At 72.0% G+C, this 17338-nt stretch carries 15 protein-coding genes; 13 read left to right on the top strand and 2 right to left on the bottom strand.

Translation table 11 applies throughout. From position 1 onward, the window contains the following. Window positions 1-55 precede the first annotated feature (55 nt). A complete protein-coding gene (locus IE180_RS02995) occupies window positions 56-1369 on the bottom strand; it encodes a polysialyltransferase family glycosyltransferase (protein WP_190155135.1) in 1314 nt (437 codons plus the stop codon). Next, entirely contained in the window at window positions 1366-2418 is a 1053-nt protein-coding gene (locus IE180_RS02990) for a glycosyltransferase family 2 protein (RefSeq protein ID WP_190155134.1), read from the bottom strand. Before IE180_RS02990 ends, IE180_RS02995 begins: the two co-directional genes overlap by 4 nt. A 219-nt stretch (window positions 2419-2637) precedes the next feature. On the opposite strand from IE180_RS02990, the gene IE180_RS02985 reads away from it, so the two are divergent. From IE180_RS02985 to IE180_RS02925, 13 genes are all read left to right on the top strand, one after another. Beyond that, a complete protein-coding gene (locus tag IE180_RS02985; protein WP_190155133.1) occupies window positions 2638-3927 on the top strand; it encodes a DUF6716 putative glycosyltransferase in 1290 nt (429 codons plus the stop codon). Further along, complete coding sequence (locus IE180_RS02980) at window positions 3927-5135, top strand: acylneuraminate cytidylyltransferase (protein ID WP_190155132.1); 1209 nt, start codon at window positions 3927-3929, stop codon at window positions 5133-5135. Before IE180_RS02985 ends, IE180_RS02980 begins: the two co-directional genes overlap by 1 nt. Window positions 5136-5144: 9 nt before the next feature. Beyond that, complete coding sequence (locus IE180_RS02975; protein WP_190155131.1) at window positions 5145-6038, top strand: N-acetylneuraminate synthase family protein; 894 nt, start codon at window positions 5145-5147, stop codon at window positions 6036-6038. After that, window positions 6035-7144 (top strand): hypothetical protein, encoded by a 1110-nt coding sequence (locus tag IE180_RS02970; protein WP_190155130.1) that lies wholly within the window; start codon window positions 6035-6037, stop codon window positions 7142-7144. Before IE180_RS02975 ends, IE180_RS02970 begins: the two co-directional genes overlap by 4 nt. Window positions 7145-7260: 116 nt before the next feature. Further along, window positions 7261-8481, top strand: a complete 1221-nt coding sequence (locus IE180_RS02965) for an amidohydrolase (RefSeq protein ID WP_190155129.1) — start codon at window positions 7261-7263, stop codon at window positions 8479-8481. Between the two features lie 361 nt (window positions 8482-8842). Continuing rightward, window positions 8843-9907 carry a BMP family lipoprotein gene (locus IE180_RS02960; protein WP_190155128.1) on the top strand — a complete coding sequence of 355 codons (1065 nt, stop codon included), beginning with the start codon at window positions 8843-8845 and terminating at the stop codon, window positions 9905-9907. A 194-nt stretch (window positions 9908-10101) separates the two neighbouring features. Further along, window positions 10102-11739, top strand: a complete 1638-nt coding sequence (locus IE180_RS02955) for an ABC transporter ATP-binding protein (protein ID WP_190155225.1) — start codon at window positions 10102-10104, stop codon at window positions 11737-11739. Continuing rightward, window positions 11736-12851 (top strand): ABC transporter permease, encoded by a 1116-nt coding sequence (locus tag IE180_RS02950; RefSeq protein WP_190155127.1) that lies wholly within the window; start codon window positions 11736-11738, stop codon window positions 12849-12851. Before IE180_RS02955 ends, IE180_RS02950 begins: the two co-directional genes overlap by 4 nt. Further along, complete coding sequence (locus IE180_RS02945; RefSeq protein WP_190155126.1) at window positions 12848-14110, top strand: ABC transporter permease; 1263 nt, start codon at window positions 12848-12850, stop codon at window positions 14108-14110. Before IE180_RS02950 ends, IE180_RS02945 begins: the two co-directional genes overlap by 4 nt. Continuing rightward, window positions 14107-14502, top strand: a complete 396-nt coding sequence (locus IE180_RS02940; RefSeq protein WP_190155125.1) for a cytidine deaminase — start codon at window positions 14107-14109, stop codon at window positions 14500-14502. The genes IE180_RS02945 and IE180_RS02940 overlap by 4 nt, the downstream gene beginning before the upstream one ends. 81 nt (window positions 14503-14583) lie before the next feature. Then, window positions 14584-15861 carry a thymidine phosphorylase gene (locus IE180_RS02935; RefSeq protein WP_190155124.1) on the top strand — a complete coding sequence of 426 codons (1278 nt, stop codon included), beginning with the start codon at window positions 14584-14586 and terminating at the stop codon, window positions 15859-15861. Between the two features lie 218 nt (window positions 15862-16079). Then, entirely contained in the window at window positions 16080-16355 is a 276-nt protein-coding gene (locus IE180_RS02930; RefSeq protein WP_190155123.1) for an STAS domain-containing protein, read from the top strand. Between the two features lie 442 nt (window positions 16356-16797). Beyond that, window positions 16798-16965: a hypothetical protein gene (locus tag IE180_RS02925; RefSeq protein ID WP_190155122.1), complete on the top strand. Its 168-nt coding sequence runs from the start codon at window positions 16798-16800 to the stop codon at window positions 16963-16965. The last annotated feature ends 373 nt before the right edge of the window (window positions 16966-17338 follow it).

The following is a 17338-nucleotide window of genomic DNA, read 5'->3' as shown; positions in this document are numbered from 1 at the left end:
CGCGGCCCGGGAACCCCCGCACGGGTTCCCGGGCCGCCGTCCCGGTGGTGGTTCCTCAGCGCTTCAGCGCCCTGCGCAGCCGCAGCGCGCGGCGCGCGAGCCGGCGGACCTTCGGGTGGCGGGGGATCGGCAGGCCGCCCGGCAGGTTCAGGACCGTGAGGCGGCGCCGGGTGAAGTGGTGCCGGGTGCGCTCGGCGAGCGGGCCCGAGAGGTGCCGCACCGCCGACTCCCGCAGCTCCGGGCGTATCTTCGGCTGCATCGCGAAGCCGACCGCCGCGACCAGGTCGTTCAGCTGCTCCGTGCCGATCCCGGCGTCGTCGCCGTCCCTCTCCTCCAGGGGCGGGACGACCGCGTCGACGACCGTGAGCGGGATCCGGTTGCTGTTCTGGAACGGGGTGAGCCGTTCCAGGAGGGCGCGGGTGCCGACCCGGGCGGTCGGCACCCCGTAGAAGGTCGACGCCGTGAGCAGCGCCGTGGAGAAGCAGCCGACGACCAGCGCGGGCCGCAGCTCGCGGTAGAGCACCTCGGCGAGCACCGGCCGGTCCTCGACGGTCAGCACGGCGCCGAGCTCCTGCGCCGCCTCCACCAGGGTCCGCGACCAGGAGTCCGGGGCCGTCGGGTGCGGTTTGAAGACGAGCCGCCGGTGGCCGCGGGCGATCGCGCCCCGGACCATCCGCAGGTGCAGCTCCTCCTCCTCGGCGGCGGTCAGCAGGTCCAGCGCGGCCAGGTACTGGCCGAGGAGCAGCGCGGGGCCCTCCTCCCGGCCCGCCGGCCCGGCCAGCTCCTCGACGACCTTCGTGAACGCCTCCGTCGGCACCGCCTCCGGCACCGCCCCGAACTCGGCGAGCAGCAGCGGCGCGAGCCCGGGGACGAGGTCCAGGTGCAGCAGCCGGCCCACGCGGCCGCCGACGAGCGGGTCGATCTTGTTGCGGGTCGGGCCGTAGCTCATCAGACCGTCCGCGTACGCCGTGATCGGCGCGTCGGGGATCAGCTGGGCGATGGCGAGGGCGGGCGTGACCTGGAGCGATTCGAGGGCGAGTTCGACGCGGTCGTCGCCGAGGTCCCAGAGCCTGTTCAGATGGCGCTGGAGGAGCGGCAGATCGCTCGGGCGCGGGGTCCAGCCGGCCGGATGGAGCGGGGAGATCGTCTCGTTCCAGGACAGGACGGAGTCGAAGCGGCCGCGCAGCCGCTCGAAGCCCTCGGCCTCGTCCAGGGCCGGGGTGGTCTCCGGCACGGCCGCGTTGTGGGTGACGAGGAGGATCCGGCGGTCGGCGGGGCCGAAGCAGCCGCTGTCGAGCGCCGCGGCGAGCGTCACGGCGCCGTAGAGGGTGGAGGCGCAGAAGATCTGGGTGGTCCGGCGGTCGCTCACGCGGCCACCTCCGCCGACCCGCCGGAGCCGGCCGCCGGGCCGGAGCCCGTGCCGGCCGCGGGCCCGCGGTCCGGGCCCGCCGGCGGCGGCGCGGGCCGGCGCCTGCGCAGCCGGCGCAGCATCGTCGCGCGGTCCCCGCCCATCGCGGTCAGGGCCTCGTCGAGGACCCCCTGCGGCATCCGCCGCAGCGCCCCCGCGCTCATCGCCTTCAGCCGGCGCGCCACCTCGGGTTCGAACCTTTCGATCGACCCGATGTGATGGGAGATCACCGCGCAATACGTACGGACGGCCTTGGGAAGGAGGAGATCCGCATCCGGGTCCTTCGCCGTTTCCTCGATCACCTGGTCGAAGGCGCGGATGAAATCCAATTGCCGGACGTCGCCGATCTGGGTGAGGGAGGTCGCCACCCCGCGCCGGTAGAACACACCGAGTTCCCCGATCGCGGCGAACGATTCCGCCTCGCGGTGGAGTTTCCAGATCCACGGCCGGTCCTCGGCGGTCCGCAACCCGTGCGGAAAGTGCAGCAGGCCCCGGTCGAGGAGCCGACGGTGGTAGATCCCGGCCCAGGCGTACGGGTAGTCGACCGAGGTCGTCCGGTGCGACGGCAGGATCGCGTCCCGCGGACGCAGCACCTCGCCGCGCCGGGGGACCGGCACCCGGCGCACCGCGCGGTTGCGGCCGGTGACCGTGACGTGGTCGGTGCGCAGGAAGTCGCAGCGCAGCGACTCGGCGGCGTCGACCAGTCGGCCGTAGTAGCCGGGAGCGAGCCAGTCGTCCCCGTCGAGGAAGGCGATGTGCTCGCCGCGGGCGGCGTCGAGGCCGGTGTTCCGGGCCGTGGCGAGGCCCTCGTTGTGCTCGTGCCTGATCAGGACGGCACCCGGGATCTCGCGCACGGCCCGTTCGAGGAGCTCCGGGGTCCGGTCCGACGAGCAGTCGTCGACGAGGAGGAACTCGAAGTCCTCGCGGGCGTTGGCCCGCAGGCTCGTGAGGGTGTCGGGGGCGTATGTCTGCACGTTGAAGAACGGCACGACGACGGAGAGCTTGACCACGCGGCCGACGCTAGGCGCCGCCCCGGCATTCCCACCGACCGCCGGGCGGCCTTTCGGTGAACACCAAGAGGCGGGCCGATTAACCGCCTTTCCCCGCAAAGGAAATCGGCCCCACCGCGTCCGGAACGCGACCCGCTTCAGCGGGCGGAGAGGCTCTGTTCACCGTTTGTTGTGACCCAGTTGGGCCGAAAAGCGGAATGCCCTTCTAGCGTCCTCGACGTGCCAGCAAGTACCAGAGAAGCGGTACGGGTCGCCGTACTCGCCGACTCCGACACCCGGTGGAAATGGGGCGCCCTCACCGCGCGCCGCATCACCACGGCGACCGCCGAACCCGCCGGATTCGTCCTGCGGGGACGGGCCACGCCCACCGCGCGCCAGCTCGCCGAGACCGGGGTGTCCCAGGCCGCCCCGCGCGAGGTGACGGGCGCGGACTTCCTGCGCGCGGTACGGGACGCGGAGGCGCGGGGCGAGGGCTTCGACGTCCTCGTGCTCGCCCTGGTCGGCGGCACCGTCCGGGCCGTCCTGCAGGGCCTGGCCGACCTCTCCCTGGAACGGCGACCGGTGATCGTCACCGGCTACGTCGGCGTCGTCTACGAGAAGCTGACCGACGGCCTGCTGCTGCGCCACGGCGCCGACGTGGTCCTCGCCAACTCCCGCCACGACGCCGAGCGCTTCCGCGCCGTCTACGAGGGCGTGGGCGCCGACGCCGACTCGGTCGTCGAGGCCGCGCTGCCCTTCCTGGGCGGCGCCCCGCACGCCCCCGAGGCCGGCCGCGACACCCTGGTCTTCGCCGCCCAGCCCTCCGTGCCCGCCACCCGGGCCGAACGCGCCTACGTGCTGCGCCGGTTGATCGCGCACGCCCGCCTCCACCCGGGGCGCGAGGTGCTCCTCAAGCTCCGCTCCAAGCCGGGCGAACACACCACGCACCTGGAGGAGTTCCCGTTCCAGAAGCTGGTGCGCGAGCTCGACCCGCCGGACAACTTCCGGCTCGTGTACGGGCACATGGGCGAGGTCCTCGACCGCACCGACCTCCTGGTCACCGTCTCCTCCACGGCCGCGCTGGAGGCGCTCCACCGCCGGATCCCCACCGCGATCCTCACCGACCTCGGGGTCCGCGAGGCCCTCGGCAACCACCACTTCGTCGGCTCCGGCCTGCTGACCTCCTTCGACCGGCTCGACGAGGGGGACGTGCCGGCACCCGACGAGAACTGGCTCGCCCGGCAGGGCGTCGCCTCCGACAGCCCGTACGAAGAGGCCTTCGACGCCGCCCGCGACCGCGTCGCCGAGCTCCTGGCGCTTCCCGCGCTCCCCCCGATCGCCCCCTACTACACCGCGGAGACGGCCCCCGGCTACCTGCCCGGGATCCTCGCCCGCCACCGCCTGGACGTCACCGCGCCCGAGTCCCGCGAGAGCGCGCTGCGCCGGGTCGTCCGGGAGGCCGCGCGGGGCGCGTACCGCCACGGCGTGCAGCGCGTCGCCCCCGTCATCCGCCGCCTGGGAGAACTGTGATGACCCCGACCGTGCCGACCGTCCTCGCCGTGATCCCCGCCCGGGGCGGCTCCAAGGGCGTGCCCGCCAAGAACCTCGCCCCCGTGGCCGGGGTCCCCCTGGTCGCCCGCGCCGTCCACGCCTGTCTCGGCGCCCGCACCGTCACGCACGTCGTGGTCTCCACCGACGACGAGGCCATCGCGGCCGCGGCCCGCACCGCCGGGGCCGAGGCCGTCCGGCGGCCCGCCGGGATCGCCGGCGACACCGCCACCAGCGAGGCCGCGGTCCTGCACGCCATGGACGCCTTCGAGGCCGTCCACGGCCGCCCGGCCGACGTGGTCCTCCTCGTCCAGTGCACGAGCCCCTTCCTCACCTCCGCCGAGGTCGCCGAGGCCGCCGAGCGCATCACCTCGGGCGCCGCCGACACCGCCTTCACCGCCGCCCCGTCCCACGGCTTCCTGTGGCGCGATCCCGAGGGCAGCGCGACGGGGGCCGTCGGCGTCAACCACGACAAGGCGCACCGTCCGCGCCGCCAGGACCGCGAGCCCGAGTACCTGGAGACCGGCGCCGTCTACGCGATGGACGCGGCCGGCTTCCGCACCCACGGACACCGCTTCTTCGGCCGCACCGCGCTCGTCGTCACCGACCCCGCCCGGGTCCTGGAGATCGACGACCCGCACGACCTCGCCCGCGCCAAGGCCCTCGCGCCGCTCCTCGACGAGCCCGTCACGCCCGGCTTCGCCGACGTCGACGCCGTCGTCCTCGACTTCGACGGCACCCAGACCGACGACCGGGTCCACCTCGACGCCGAAGGGCGCGAGTTCGTCTCCGCGCACCGCGGCGACGGCCTCGGCATCGCGGCCCTGCGCCGCGCCGGACTGCCCGTCCTCATCCTCTCCACCGAGCAGAACGCCGTGGTCGCCGCCCGCGCCCGCAAGCTCAGGATCCCCGTCCTGCACGGCATCGACCGCAAGGACCGGGCCCTCAAGGAGTGGTGCGAGGCCGAGGGCATCGACCCGCAGCGCGTCCTCTACGCCGGCAACGACGTCAACGACCTGCCCTGCTTCCACCTCGTCGGCTGGCCCGTCGCGGTGAGCAGCGCCCACGACTCCGTACGGGCCGCCGCCCGCGCGGTCACCGTCACCCCGGGCGGCGCCGGAGCGATCCGCGAGATCGCCGCCTGGCTCCTCGGACCCGAGCTCGACACCCCCAACCCGCCCAACCCGTAAGGAACGATCATGAACTCCCGTCTGCGCACCCTCGGCACCAAGACCGCCGGCCCGGGTCACTCCGTCTACGTCTGCGGCGAGATCGGCATCAACCACAACGGCGACCTCGACAACGCCTTCAAGCTGATCGACGTGGCCGCCGAGGCAGGCTGCGACGCCGTCAAGTTCCAGAAGCGCACCCCGGAGATCTGCACCCCGCGCGACCAGTGGGACATCGAGCGCGACACCCCCTGGGGCCGGATGACGTACATCGACTACCGCCACCGCGTGGAGTTCGGCGAGGACGAGTACCGCCGGATCGACGCGTACTGCGAGGAGAAGGGGATCGACTGGTTCGCCTCCCCGTGGGACACCGAGGCCGTCGCCTTCCTGGAGAAGTTCGACGTCCCCGCCCACAAGGTCGCCTCCGCCTCCCTCACCGACGACGAGCTGCTGCGCGAGCTGCGCGCCACCGGCCGCACGGTCATCCTCTCCACCGGCATGTCGACGCCGAAGCAGATCCGGCACGCCGTCGAGGTCCTCGGCAGCGACAACATCCTGCTCTGCCACGCCACCTCGACCTACCCGGCCAAGGCCGAGGAGCTCAACCTCCGCGTCATCCAGACGCTCCAGGAGGAGTACCCGAACGTCCCGATCGGCTACTCCGGCCACGAGACCGGCCTCCAGACCACGCTGGCCGCCGTCGCCCTCGGCGCCACCTTCGTCGAGCGCCACATCACCCTCGACCGCGCCATGTGGGGCTCCGACCAGGCCGCCTCCGTCGAGCCGCAGGGCCTCCAGCGCCTGGTCCGCGACATCCGCACCATCGAGGCCGCGCTCGGCGACGGCGTGAAGAAGGTGTACGAGTCGGAGCTCGGCCCGATGAAGAAGCTCCGCCGGGTCCAGGGCACCGTCGCCGCATGACCGGGCAGCTGGCGTTCGTCGAGAGCCCGGTCCAGCTCCTGAACGTCCTGGAGTGGGCGCACACGCAGGGCCCCGGGGGCCGCGCGGCCCCCGCGACCGGTGACCCGGCGGACGCCGACGCCGCGGACGCCCTCACCGTCGTCGTCCTCTCGCCGACCGACCCCATGTCGCGGGGCCAGCTGCGCCGGATGGCCCAGCTGGCCCGCGACCAGGGCCTCACCGTCCACTGGCAGGAGGCCCGCGGCGGCCGGGGCGCGCTCGTCCGCACCCTGCGCGAGCTCGCCGGGCCGCTGCGCGCGGCGGAACGGGTGATCATCGGGGACCCGTTCTCCCGGTACGTCCAGCTGCTCCTGACCCTCTTCTCCCCCCGGCACCTGACGGTGGTCGACGACGGCACCGCGACCATGGAGTTCGCCGCCCAGCTCGGCCGCGGCGAGCGCCTGGTGCGCTGGCACCGCAAGGGCAGCCTGGGCCCCCGCGAGCTGCTCCTCGCCCCGGTCACGACCCTCGCCCGGCAGCGGCTCGCCCCCGCCGGGAACCGCACGGTCGAGATCTTCACCTCGCTGCCCGTGGAGGCCCCTCCGGGCGTCACGGTCACCGAGAACGCGTACGCCTGGACCCGGGACACCTTCGGACCGCCGCTGCTCACCGGCGGCGCGGACCTGGTCGGCACCTCGCTGGTCGAGACGGGCGTCGTCGACGCCGGCCACTACGCGCGCGTGGTGGACGAACTGGCCCGCGCCCACGGAGCCACCCGCTACTTCGCCCACCGCAGGGAGGGCGTCGAGAAACTGCACCGGATCGCGGTCGACACGGGCCTCCAGGTGGTCCGGCCCGACCTGCCCCTGGAGCTGATAGCCCGACGCGGCCCCATCGGGCGCACGGTCGTCAGCTTCCCCTCCACGGTCGTGCACACCCTGCCGCTGGCCCTCGCCGGCACGGGGGTGAAGGTCGCCGTCGTCGAGATAGCGCCCGAGTGGCTGCGGGCCACCGCCTCGCCGCGCGCGCAGGGTTTCCTGGCGGGCGTGGCGGGCACCGCGGCCCATGAGGTCGACCGGCTCACCACCCGTGTGACGCATCACACGGACCGGCTCGAATTCGGCTGAGCGTACCCACTGGGAGTGAGGTTCATACCTGGGAAACCGAGATTCTTTCCCCTAAGGGGCTGAAATTCTCGTGATCAACGGGCAGTTGACCTCTCCGCGGGCCTACCCTTCAAAGGGTGAACCAGTTGAAGTCCCGTGAGCCAGGCTCCGTCACCCTGCCCGGAACGCTGTCCGAACCCCTGCGCGCCGAACTCGTCGCCTTCCGCAGGGACTTGCACATGCACCCCGAGCTCGGGAACCAGGAGTTCCGTACGACCGCCGCGCTCAAGGCCCGCCTGGAGGCGGCCGGCCTCGCGCCGGAGGTCCTGCCGGGCGGCACCGGACTCTTCTGTGACATCGGCAGCCGGGCCGTCGGCCGGTCCATGCTCGCGATCCGCGCCGACATCGACGCCCTGCCCATCCCCGACGCCAAGACCGTCGCCTACCGCTCCACCGTGGCCAACCGCGCCCACGCCTGCGGACACGACGTCCACACCACCACCGTCCTCGGTGCCGGACTCGTCCTCGCCGAACTCGACCGCCAGGGCCTCCTGCCGAACGCCGTGCGGCTCGTCTTCCAGCCCGCCGAGGAGGTCCTGCCCGGCGGCGCCGCCGACGTCGTCGAGGCCGGGGTCCTGGACGGCGTCGGCCGGATCATCGCCGTCCACTGCGACCCCCGGGTCGACGCCGGGAAGATCGGGCTCCGGGCGGGCCCCATCACCTCCGCCTGCGACCGCCTGGAGATCACCCTCGACGGCCCCGGCGGCCACACCGCCCGCCCGCACCTCACCACCGACCTCGTCACCGCCGCCGCCCGGGTCGCCACCGACGTCCCCGCCGTCCTCGCCCGCCGCGTCGACGCCCGCTCCGGCCTCTCCGTGACCTGGGGCCGCATCGAGGCCGGCCACGCCCCCAACGTCATCCCGCAGCACGCCGAGCTCTCCGGCACCGTCCGCTGCCTCGACCTGCCCGCCTGGCGGGACGCGCCCGACCTGGTCCACGCCGCGATCGACGAGGTCGCCACCCTGCACCGGGCCAAGTCGACCGTCACCTACGTCCGCGGCGTCCCCCCGGTCGTCAACGACCCGGTCGTCGCCGAGCTGCTCCGCGACGCGATGGCGGCCCGCCGCGGGCCGTACGCGATCGAGGACACCGAGCAGAGCCTCGGCGGCGAGGACTTCTCCTGGTACCTGGAGCACGTCCCCGGCGCCATGGCCCGCCTCGGCGTCCGCACTCCCGGCGACACCCGGGTCCGCGACCTGCACGCCGGCGACTTCGACGTGGACGAGCGGTGCATCGAAGCCGGCGTGGAGCTCTTCACGGCCGCGGCCCTCCTCGACGCCATGCCCCAGTCCTGACCCCGGCCGGACGGAGAACCGGGCGGAAGGGCGCCGCACGGGCCGGGGAAGGGCCCGTGCGGGCGGCCCGGAGGCCCGTGCGGGCGGCCCGGAGGGGCCCTTCATCCGTCCGGTCCATCCCCGTCCCACGCTCGGCCCATCGCCCGGCGCGCCGCCCCCCGAACCCCGTTCGAACGCCTGTCCCCGGCGGTATAACCGGCAGTACCGGGCCGAACGCCCCCGGTCGCCTCGACTGGCCGGTTCGCGACGATCCGATAACGACTCATGAACGGGTCTTTAACTGACATCTACGCGCGTTACGATCGCCGCGAAACCAGCGCCGGAAGAGGCGCTTTCGGTCAGTCTTGAAGGGACCCTCCTCTTGCGCCGGATCACCAGGATCACGACCGTGGGCATCGCCTCCGCGGCGCTCGCGCTGTCCGCCACCGCGTGCGGCAAGTCGTCCAACGACACGGGTTCGAGCTCCAGCTCGTCCTCGGCGTCGGGCGCCCTCAAGGCCGCCATCGCGTACGACATCGGCGGCCGTGGCGACCAGTCGTTCAACGACGCCGCCTACGCCGGCCTGAAGAAGGCCGAGGACGAGCTCGGCGTCAAGGGCGCCGAGGCCGAGCCGTCGCAGGGCGAGAGCGACGCCGACAAGGTCGCGCGCCTCACCTCGCTGGCCCGCGCCGGGAACAACCCGGTCATCGGCGTCGGCTTCTCCTACGCCCCGGCCATCGAGAAGGTCGCCAAGTCCTTCCCGAAGACCACCTTCGGCCTCATCGACGACACGTCGAAGACCGGCCCGAACATCGCCAACCTCGTCTTCAACGAGGAGCAGGGCTCCTACCTGGCCGGCGTCGCCGCCGCCAAGGCGTCCAAGACCGGCACGGTCGGCTTCATCGGCGGCGTCGAGGTCCCGCTGATCAAGAAGTTCGAGGCGGGCTTCACGCAGGGCGTCAAGGACACCAACCCCAAGGCGAAGGTGCTCACCCAGTACCTGACCCAGCCGCCGAACTTCGACGGCTTCTCGAAGCCCGACCTGGGCAAGGCCGCCGCGGAGGGCCAGCTCGACAAGGGCGCCGACGTGATCTACGCCGCCGCCGGTCTCGCCGGCGCCGGCGCCATCGAGGCCACCGCCACCGCGGGCAAGTGGGCCATCGGCGTCGACTCCGACCAGTACAAGCAGGCGGGTCTGGCCGCGTACAAGGACCACATCCTGACCTCGGTCACCAAGGACGTCTCCGGCTCGGTCTACAACGTGATCAAGTCGGTCAAGGACGGCAAGCCGCAGACCGGCGAGATCCGCTACGGCCTCGCCACCAACGGCGTCGGCCTGGCCGACTCCAACCCGGCGTACACGAAGATGACGGACCTCATCGCCGCGGTGGACAAGGCGAAGAAGGAGATCGTCGACGGCAAGATCACGGTCAAGACCGCTCCGTAAGGACGCCCAGGTCACGACCTGAGCCCGGGCCCGGCGTCCGGTGGCACCCCCACCGGATCCCGGGCCCCGGGCCCATTCCCGTACGGGTTTTCACTTTTCGGCAGTGCTACGCGTGTAGATGTCTCCCTGGCACGATAGCTTCGCCCCGCCCTGCCCTCCCCGCTCCCACTCCTTCCGGCCAAGGAGAGTGCGTCATCAACGCGTCCAGCCCCCCTGCCGTAGAACTGCACGGCATCACCAAGCGCTTCCCCGGCGTCGTCGCCAACAAGGACATCGCCATCACGGTCCGCAAGGGCACCGTGCACGCCCTCATCGGCGAGAACGGTGCCGGCAAGTCGACCCTCATGAAGATCCTCTACGGCATGCAGAAGCCGGACGAGGGCACCATCGCGGTCGACGGCGAACAGGTCACCTTCTCCACCCCCGGTGACGCCATCGCCCGCGGCATCGGCATGGTGCACCAGCACTTCATGCTCGCCGACAACCTCACCGTCCTGGAGAACGTCGTCCTCGGCGGCGAGAAGCTCCACGGCATCGGCGCCAAGGCGCGGAAGAAGATCAAGGAGATCTCCGACGCGTACGGCCTCGGGGTCCGCCCCGACGCGCTCGTCGAGGACCTCGGCGTCGCCGAGCGGCAGCGCGTGGAGATCCTCAAGGTCCTCTACCGCGGCGCCAAGATCCTCATCCTCGACGAGCCGACCGCCGTCCTCGTCCCGCAGGAGGTCGACGCGCTCTTCGACAACCTGCGCGAACTCAAGTCCGAGGGCCTCACGGTCATCTTCATCTCGCACAAGCTGGGCGAGGTCCTGAAGGTCGCCGACGACATCACCGTCATCCGCCGGGGCACCACGGTCGGCACCGCCGACCCGAAGACCGCCACCACCAAGCAGCTCGCCGAGCTGATGGTCGGCAGCGAGCTGCCCTCGCCGGAGACCCGCGAGTCGACGGTCACGGACGTCCCGATGCTCCAGGTGGAGGGCCTGACCCTGACCGAGGCCGGCGCCGCCGCGGCCGTCCCGCTCACCACCGCCGCCCCGCCGGACCCGTCCGGCGCGGTCGGCCTGCAGGAGGTCGGCGAGGGCCGCAAGCTCCTCGACGACATCTCGCTCACCATCCACAAGGGCGAGATCCTCGGCATCGCCGGCGTCGAGGGCAACGGCCAGACCGAGCTCATCGAGGCCCTCATGGGCATGAACAGCCCCAACGCGGGCGTCATCACCCTCGACGGCGAGGACATCTCCGCGGTCTCCGTGCGCAGGCGCCGCGAGGGCGGCATCGGCTACATCCCCGAGGACCGCCACCGCCACGGCCTGCTCCTGGAGGCCCCCCTCTGGGAGAACCGCATCCTCGGCCACGTCACCGAGGCCCCCAACTCCAAGCGCGGCATCCTCGACCCCAAGGCCGCCCGCAAGGACACCGAGCGGATCGTGCGCGAGTACGACGTCCGCACGCCCGGCATCGACGTCACCGCGGCCTCCCTCTCCGGCGGCAACCAGCAGAAGCTGATCGTCGGCCGCGAGATGAGCCACAACCCGAAGTTCCTGATCGCCGCCCACCCCACCCGCGGCGTGGACGTCGGCGCGCAGGCACAGATCTGGGACGCGATCCGGGACGCCCGCCGCGCCGGCCTCGCGGTGCTGCTGATCTCCGCCGACCTCGACGAGCTGATCGGCCTGTCCGACACCCTCCGCGTCATGTACCGCGGCAAGCTGGTCGCCGACGCCGACCCCGCCACCATCACGCCCGAGCAGCTGGGCTCCGCCATGACCGGCGCAGCCACCGGCCGCCTCGAGGGCACCGAAGAGCAGTCCGAAGACGGTGACGCCCGATGATGAAGATCGACAAGGACAAGCTGATCATCGGGGCCGCCGGCCCCGTGCTCGCTCTGGTCACCTCCTTCGTGCTCACCGTCCTGGTGCTGCTCGCGACGGGCCTCGACCCGATCGAGCCGATCCGCCTGATGATCGAGAACGCCGGGTACTCCGACGTCCAGGTCCTGATCGTCAACTACACGGCGATCCTCTATCTGGCGGCCCTGGCCGTGTCCATCGGCTTCCGGATGAACCTCTTCAACATCGGCGTCGAGGGCCAGTACCGCCTCGCCGCGATGGTCTCGGCGCTCGTCGGCGCGGCCGTCGACCTGCCCGGTCCGCTGCACATCCTGGTCATCGTGCTCGTCGCCGTCGCGACCGGTGCCCTCTGGGCCGGTATCGCGGGCATCCTGAAGACCACCCGCGGTGTCTCCGAGGTCGTCTCCACGATCATGCTCAACGCCATCACCACCTCCCTGGTGGCCTGGCTGATCCTGCCGAAGAACTTCGGCGTCCAGCCCGCCGGCTCCAACGACCTCACCACCGGTCAGATCCCCGAGTCCGGCTGGTTCCCGGGCATCGACATGGGCGAGGGCGGCCAGATCTACGGCTTCACCTTCGTCGCGCTCGCGCTCGGCGTCGTCTACTGGTTCGTCATCAACCGCACCCGCTTCGGCTTCGACCTGCGCGCCACCGGTGAGAGCGAGTCCGCGGCCCAGGCCAGCGGCGTCGACGCCAAGAAGATGATCATCACCGCGATGCTGATCTCGGGTGGCCTCGCCGGTCTGGCCGGCATGCCGATCCTGCTCGGCGAGTCGCACACGTACAGCCTCGCCTTCCCGGTCGGCGTCGGCTTCACCGCCATCACCGTCGCGCTGCTCGGCCGCAACCACCCGGTCGGCATCCTCTTCGCAGCCCTCCTCTTCGCGTTCCTCGAGAAGGCGTCCTCCAGCCTGGACATCGCGGGGTACCCGAAGGAGATCACGCAGATCATGCAGGGCATCATCGTGATCGCCGTGGTCGTCTCCTACGAGCTCGTCCGCCGTTACGGCCTCCGCCGCCAGCAGCAGAAGGTCGGCGAGGAGCTCGCCGCCGGCGGCGCCATCAAGACCGACAAGGAGGTGACGGCATGACGACCGGCACCGTTGCCAAGCCGAGCGCCGCGCCCAAGAAGGCCGGACGCCGCAAGCTGACCTGGCCCTGGATCCTGCTGATCGTCGCGGCGGGCCTCGTCCTCTTCTCGCTCGTCCGCGTCGTCTCCGGGGCCAACGACCTCACCTCCGTCGGCCAGATCTCCGGCGCGCTCCAGCTCGCCGTGCCGATCGCCATGGCCGGTCTCGGCGGTCTGTGGGCCGAGCGCGCGGGCGTCGTGAACATCGGCCTCGAAGGCATGATGATCCTCGGCACCTGGTTCGGCGCCTGGGCCGGCTACCAGTGGGGCCCGTGGACGGGTGTCGTCGTCGGCATCCTCGGCGGCGCGCTCGGCGGCCTCCTGCACGCGATCATCACCGTCACGTTCAACGTGAACCACATCGTCTCCGGTGTGGCGATCAACATCCTGGCGGTCGGCTTCACCCAGTACCTGTCGAACTTCACCTTCGACAAGGCCGAGGGCGGCTCCTCCAAGCAGTCCCCGCGGATCGACCAGATCACCGACATCACCGTTCCGGGACTCTCGGACTGGCTGATCGACCTCCAGCAGAAGCACTGGTTCCTGATCTCGGACCTCGCCGGCATCCTCGGCGGCCTGGTCACCCACCTGTCGCTGCTGACGATCGTGGCCGCCCTGCTCATCCCGGCCACCTGGTGGCTGCTCTGGCGCACGGCCTTCGGCCTGCGACTGCGCTCCTGCGGTGAGAACCCGGTCGCGGCCGAGTCCCTCGGCGTCAACGTCTACAAGTACAAGTACATCGCCGTCGTCGTCTCCGGCGGCCTCGCCGGCCTCGGCGGCGCCTTCCTCGCGATCGTCTCCACCGGCATCTACCAGGAGGGCCAGACCGGCGGCCGCGGTTACATCGGTCTCGCCGCGATGATCTTCGGCAACTGGATGCCCGGCGGCATGGCGCTCGGCGCGAGCCTCTTCGGCTTCACCGACAGTCTCAAGATCCGCGGCGGCGCCGAGAACGTCCACGCGCTGCTGCTGCTCGTCGCGCTGCTCCTGGTGATCGCCGCGCTGTGGCAGCTGTACAAGAAGAAGTACGTGGCGGCGGCCATCTCCGCCGCCTTCTCCGCGGCCTTCTTCCTCTGGTACGGCCTGACCGACGAGGTCCCGAGCCAGTTCGTCGACGCCGCCCCGTACATCACCACCCTGCTGGTGCTCGCCCTCTCGGCGCAGCGCCTGCGGATGCCGAAGGCGGACGGCCTGCCGTACCGGAAGGGCCAGGGCAAGTGACGCCGGCGCCCGACTGGGAGCTCCTCCGGGAGACCGCCCGCGAGGCGATGTCCCACGCGTACGCCCCGTACTCGGGCTACCCGGTCGGCGCGGCGGCCCTCGTGGACGACGGGCGGGTGATCTCCGGCTGCAACGTGGAGAACGCCTCCTTCGGCCTCGGCCTGTGCGCCGAGTGCGGGCTCGTCTCCCAGCTGCAGGCGACCGGCGGCGGGCGCCTGACCCACTTCGTGTGCGTGGACGGCCGGGGCGAGTCCCTGGTCCCGTGCGGGCGCTGCCGGCAGCTCCTGTACGAGTTCGGCGGCCCCGAGCTCGTCCTGGAGACCCCGGCCGGGTTCCTGACCCTGGCCGAGATGCTCCCGCAGGCCTTCGGCCCGGACCACCTCGCCAAGTAACACCTCGGAGCGGCCCTTCCGGCACGATGGGAAGGGTCGCTCCCCCTTTCCCCCTCTATGCGCGTAGAAAGAGGCACCACCATGGACGTCATCTCCGTCATCCGCACCAAGCGGGACAAGGGCGAGCTGAGCCCCGAGCAGATCGACTGGGTCATCGACGCGTACACCCGCGGTGTGGTCGCCGACGAGCAGATGTCCGCCCTGGCCATGGCCATCCTGCTGAACGGCATGAACCGCGCGGAGATCGCCCGCTGGACCGCCGCCATGATCGCGTCCGGAGAGCGCATGAACTTCGACGCGCTCTCCCGCCCCACCGCCGACAAGCACTCCACCGGCGGCGTCGGCGACAAGATCACCCTGCCGCTCGCCCCGCTCGTCGCGGCCTGCGGCGCGGCCGTGCCGCAGCTCTCCGGCCGCGGCCTCGGCCACACCGGCGGCACGCTCGACAAGCTGGAGTCCATCCCCGGCTGGCGCGCCCTGCTCTCCAACGAGGAGATGCTGCACGTCCTCGACACCACGGGCGCGGTCATCTGCGCGGCGGGCGACGGCCTGGCCCCGGCGGACAAGAAGCTGTACGCGCTCCGCGACGTCACCGGCACGGTCGAGGCGATCCCGCTGATCGCCTCGTCCATCATGTCCAAGAAGATCGCCGAGGGCACCGGCTCGCTCGTCCTGGACGTCAAGGTCGGCACCGGCGCCTTCATGAAGAACATCGAGGACGCGCGGGAACTGGCGCGGACGATGGTCGGCCTGGGCACCGACAGCGGCGTGAAGACGGTCGCGCTCCTCACCGACATGTCCACCCCGCTCGGCCTCACCGCCGGCAACGCCCTGGAGGTCCGCGAGTCGGTCGAGGTCCTCGCGGGCGGCGGCCCGGCGGACGTCGTCGAGCTCACGATCGCCCTCGCGGCCGAGATGCTGGCCGCCGCCGGCATCAAGGACGCCGACCCGGCGAAGGCCCTCAAGGACGGCTCGGCGATGGACGTCTGGCGCCGGATGATCGCGGCCCAGGGCGGCGACCCGGACGCGACCCTCCCGGTCGCCCGCGAGCAGCACGTCGTCACGGCCCCGTCGACCGGTGTCCTCACCCGCCTCGACGCGTACGACATCGGCATCGCCGCCTGGCGCCTGGGCGCGGGCCGCGCCCGCAAGGAGGACCCGGTGCAGGCGGGCGCCGGTGTCGAGCTCCACGCGAAGCCGGGCGACACGGTGACGGCGGGCCAGCCGCTGCTGACCCTCCACACGGACACCCCGGAGAAGTTCGACTACGCCCTGGAGTCCCTGTCGGGGGCGTGGGACATCGCGCCGGAGGGCACGGCGTTCACCCCGGACCCGATCGTGCTGGACCGCATCGCGTAGGGCGGCATGTTCCTCCGACGCCTTCGGGCGAACGGGGCCGGTGAACCGGAGGGGGACGTCTGCCGCGTGCTGAGCGCGGTCCCGTCCGGCGAGGAGATCCTTCTCCCCGCCCCCTTCGGCCTCACCCCCGACACCGCCGAGCTTCCCGCGGGCCGAGCGCCGGGCCGCGATCCGCAGGACGGCGATGAGTTCCGTGGACCCGGACGGTCGTACGGAACGTGGACACCAGTCAACCGCTCGTCGTGACCCTGCCCGCCCGTCCCACCGGGGAGGAGCTGGCCCGGCTCTGCGCCGAGCTCGCCGCCGCCCCGCCCGGCGAGGTCGTCTGCGAGGTCGGCGCGCTCGCGGGCGCCGACCTCGCCGCCGTCGACGTCCTCGCCCGGCTGAAGCTCGCCGCCGGGCGCCGGGGACACCGGATCCGCTTCCACGGAGCGGGGCCCGAACTGCGGGCCCTGCTCCGCCTCACCGGCCTGTCGGGGACGCTAGGCCTCTAGGCACCGTGTTCGAATGATCACTGCTGGTGGGTCGTGGTGTCGCGATGCGTCGCCATGAGCTGTCCGATGCCGGGCGGGGGTTCGTCCGGCCGTTGCCGCCCGCATGCGGGCGTGACATTCGACGACAGAACCTGGGCGGTGGAAGATCCGGGCGACCATGTGTCCCTGCTCGCACGGCGCGTCCAGGTCCGCTCACAGGATCCCGACGCCCACCGGTTTGTACGGGTCCAGCGCAGTCGCTCGCGGCGAGAGGAGCGGTTGGCAGTCGGATCCGGGATGCCCGCAGCGCACTGTCGCCGATATGTCGCCGACGCCTTCGCGGAGGCCACGTCCTGTGGTCCTGACGGGCGATCGGGGCCCGGCCCGCGATGGCGGCCCGTGCGCGGAGGGGACCTCGTGACCGAGCCGCCGGAGCGTCGTCCTCGACAAGTACCCGGCCGAGGTGGTCCACGAGCCGGCCTCGAAGGCCCGTGGGGGCACTGCGGCCATCGCGCCGCTGATCCGCGCCGAGCGCGAAGATCTCCGGATCCGGCAGTGGCGCGCCCTTCTCCTGTTCCTGCTGGCGAGCGCCGCCCTTTTCGCCCTGCTGCTCCTGACTACGGTGTTCTGATGCGTGGTCAACGCGCGTGACGCACAGGCGACGCATGCACGGCGCATCGCCTGAGGGACCGTCACGTGTGGTTTGAGGCTGCTGGACGGGCGCCCGCCCGTGGGGAGGTGGCCCCGTGACGGGATGGTGCGGTCGGCCTCCGCCCGGCAGGCGGCGGAGTTTCCGTGCGGACGCGTGAGGAGCTGAAGAGTTGTACGCCTCTGCCTGATGTGGTGGGTGCGGTTTCTCACGCATTCGTATGTGGTGAGGAGGGCATAGGGGCGCATAACTTCAAGCCAGACCGCACCATTCACCGCAGGCTCACTGAGGTGTCCATGGCGCCTAATCCGGGGGGATCTCAGTGGTCAGCGTGTTGCAGTCCGTGCTGCCGTCA

The sequence above is a fragment of the Streptomyces litmocidini genome (assembly GCF_014649755.1).
Classification (GTDB): Bacteria; Actinomycetota; Actinomycetes; order Streptomycetales; family Streptomycetaceae; genus Streptomyces; species Streptomyces litmocidini.
The sequence above is the reverse complement of the archived record's forward strand: the minus strand, read 5'-3'. Positions and strand labels throughout refer to the sequence as shown.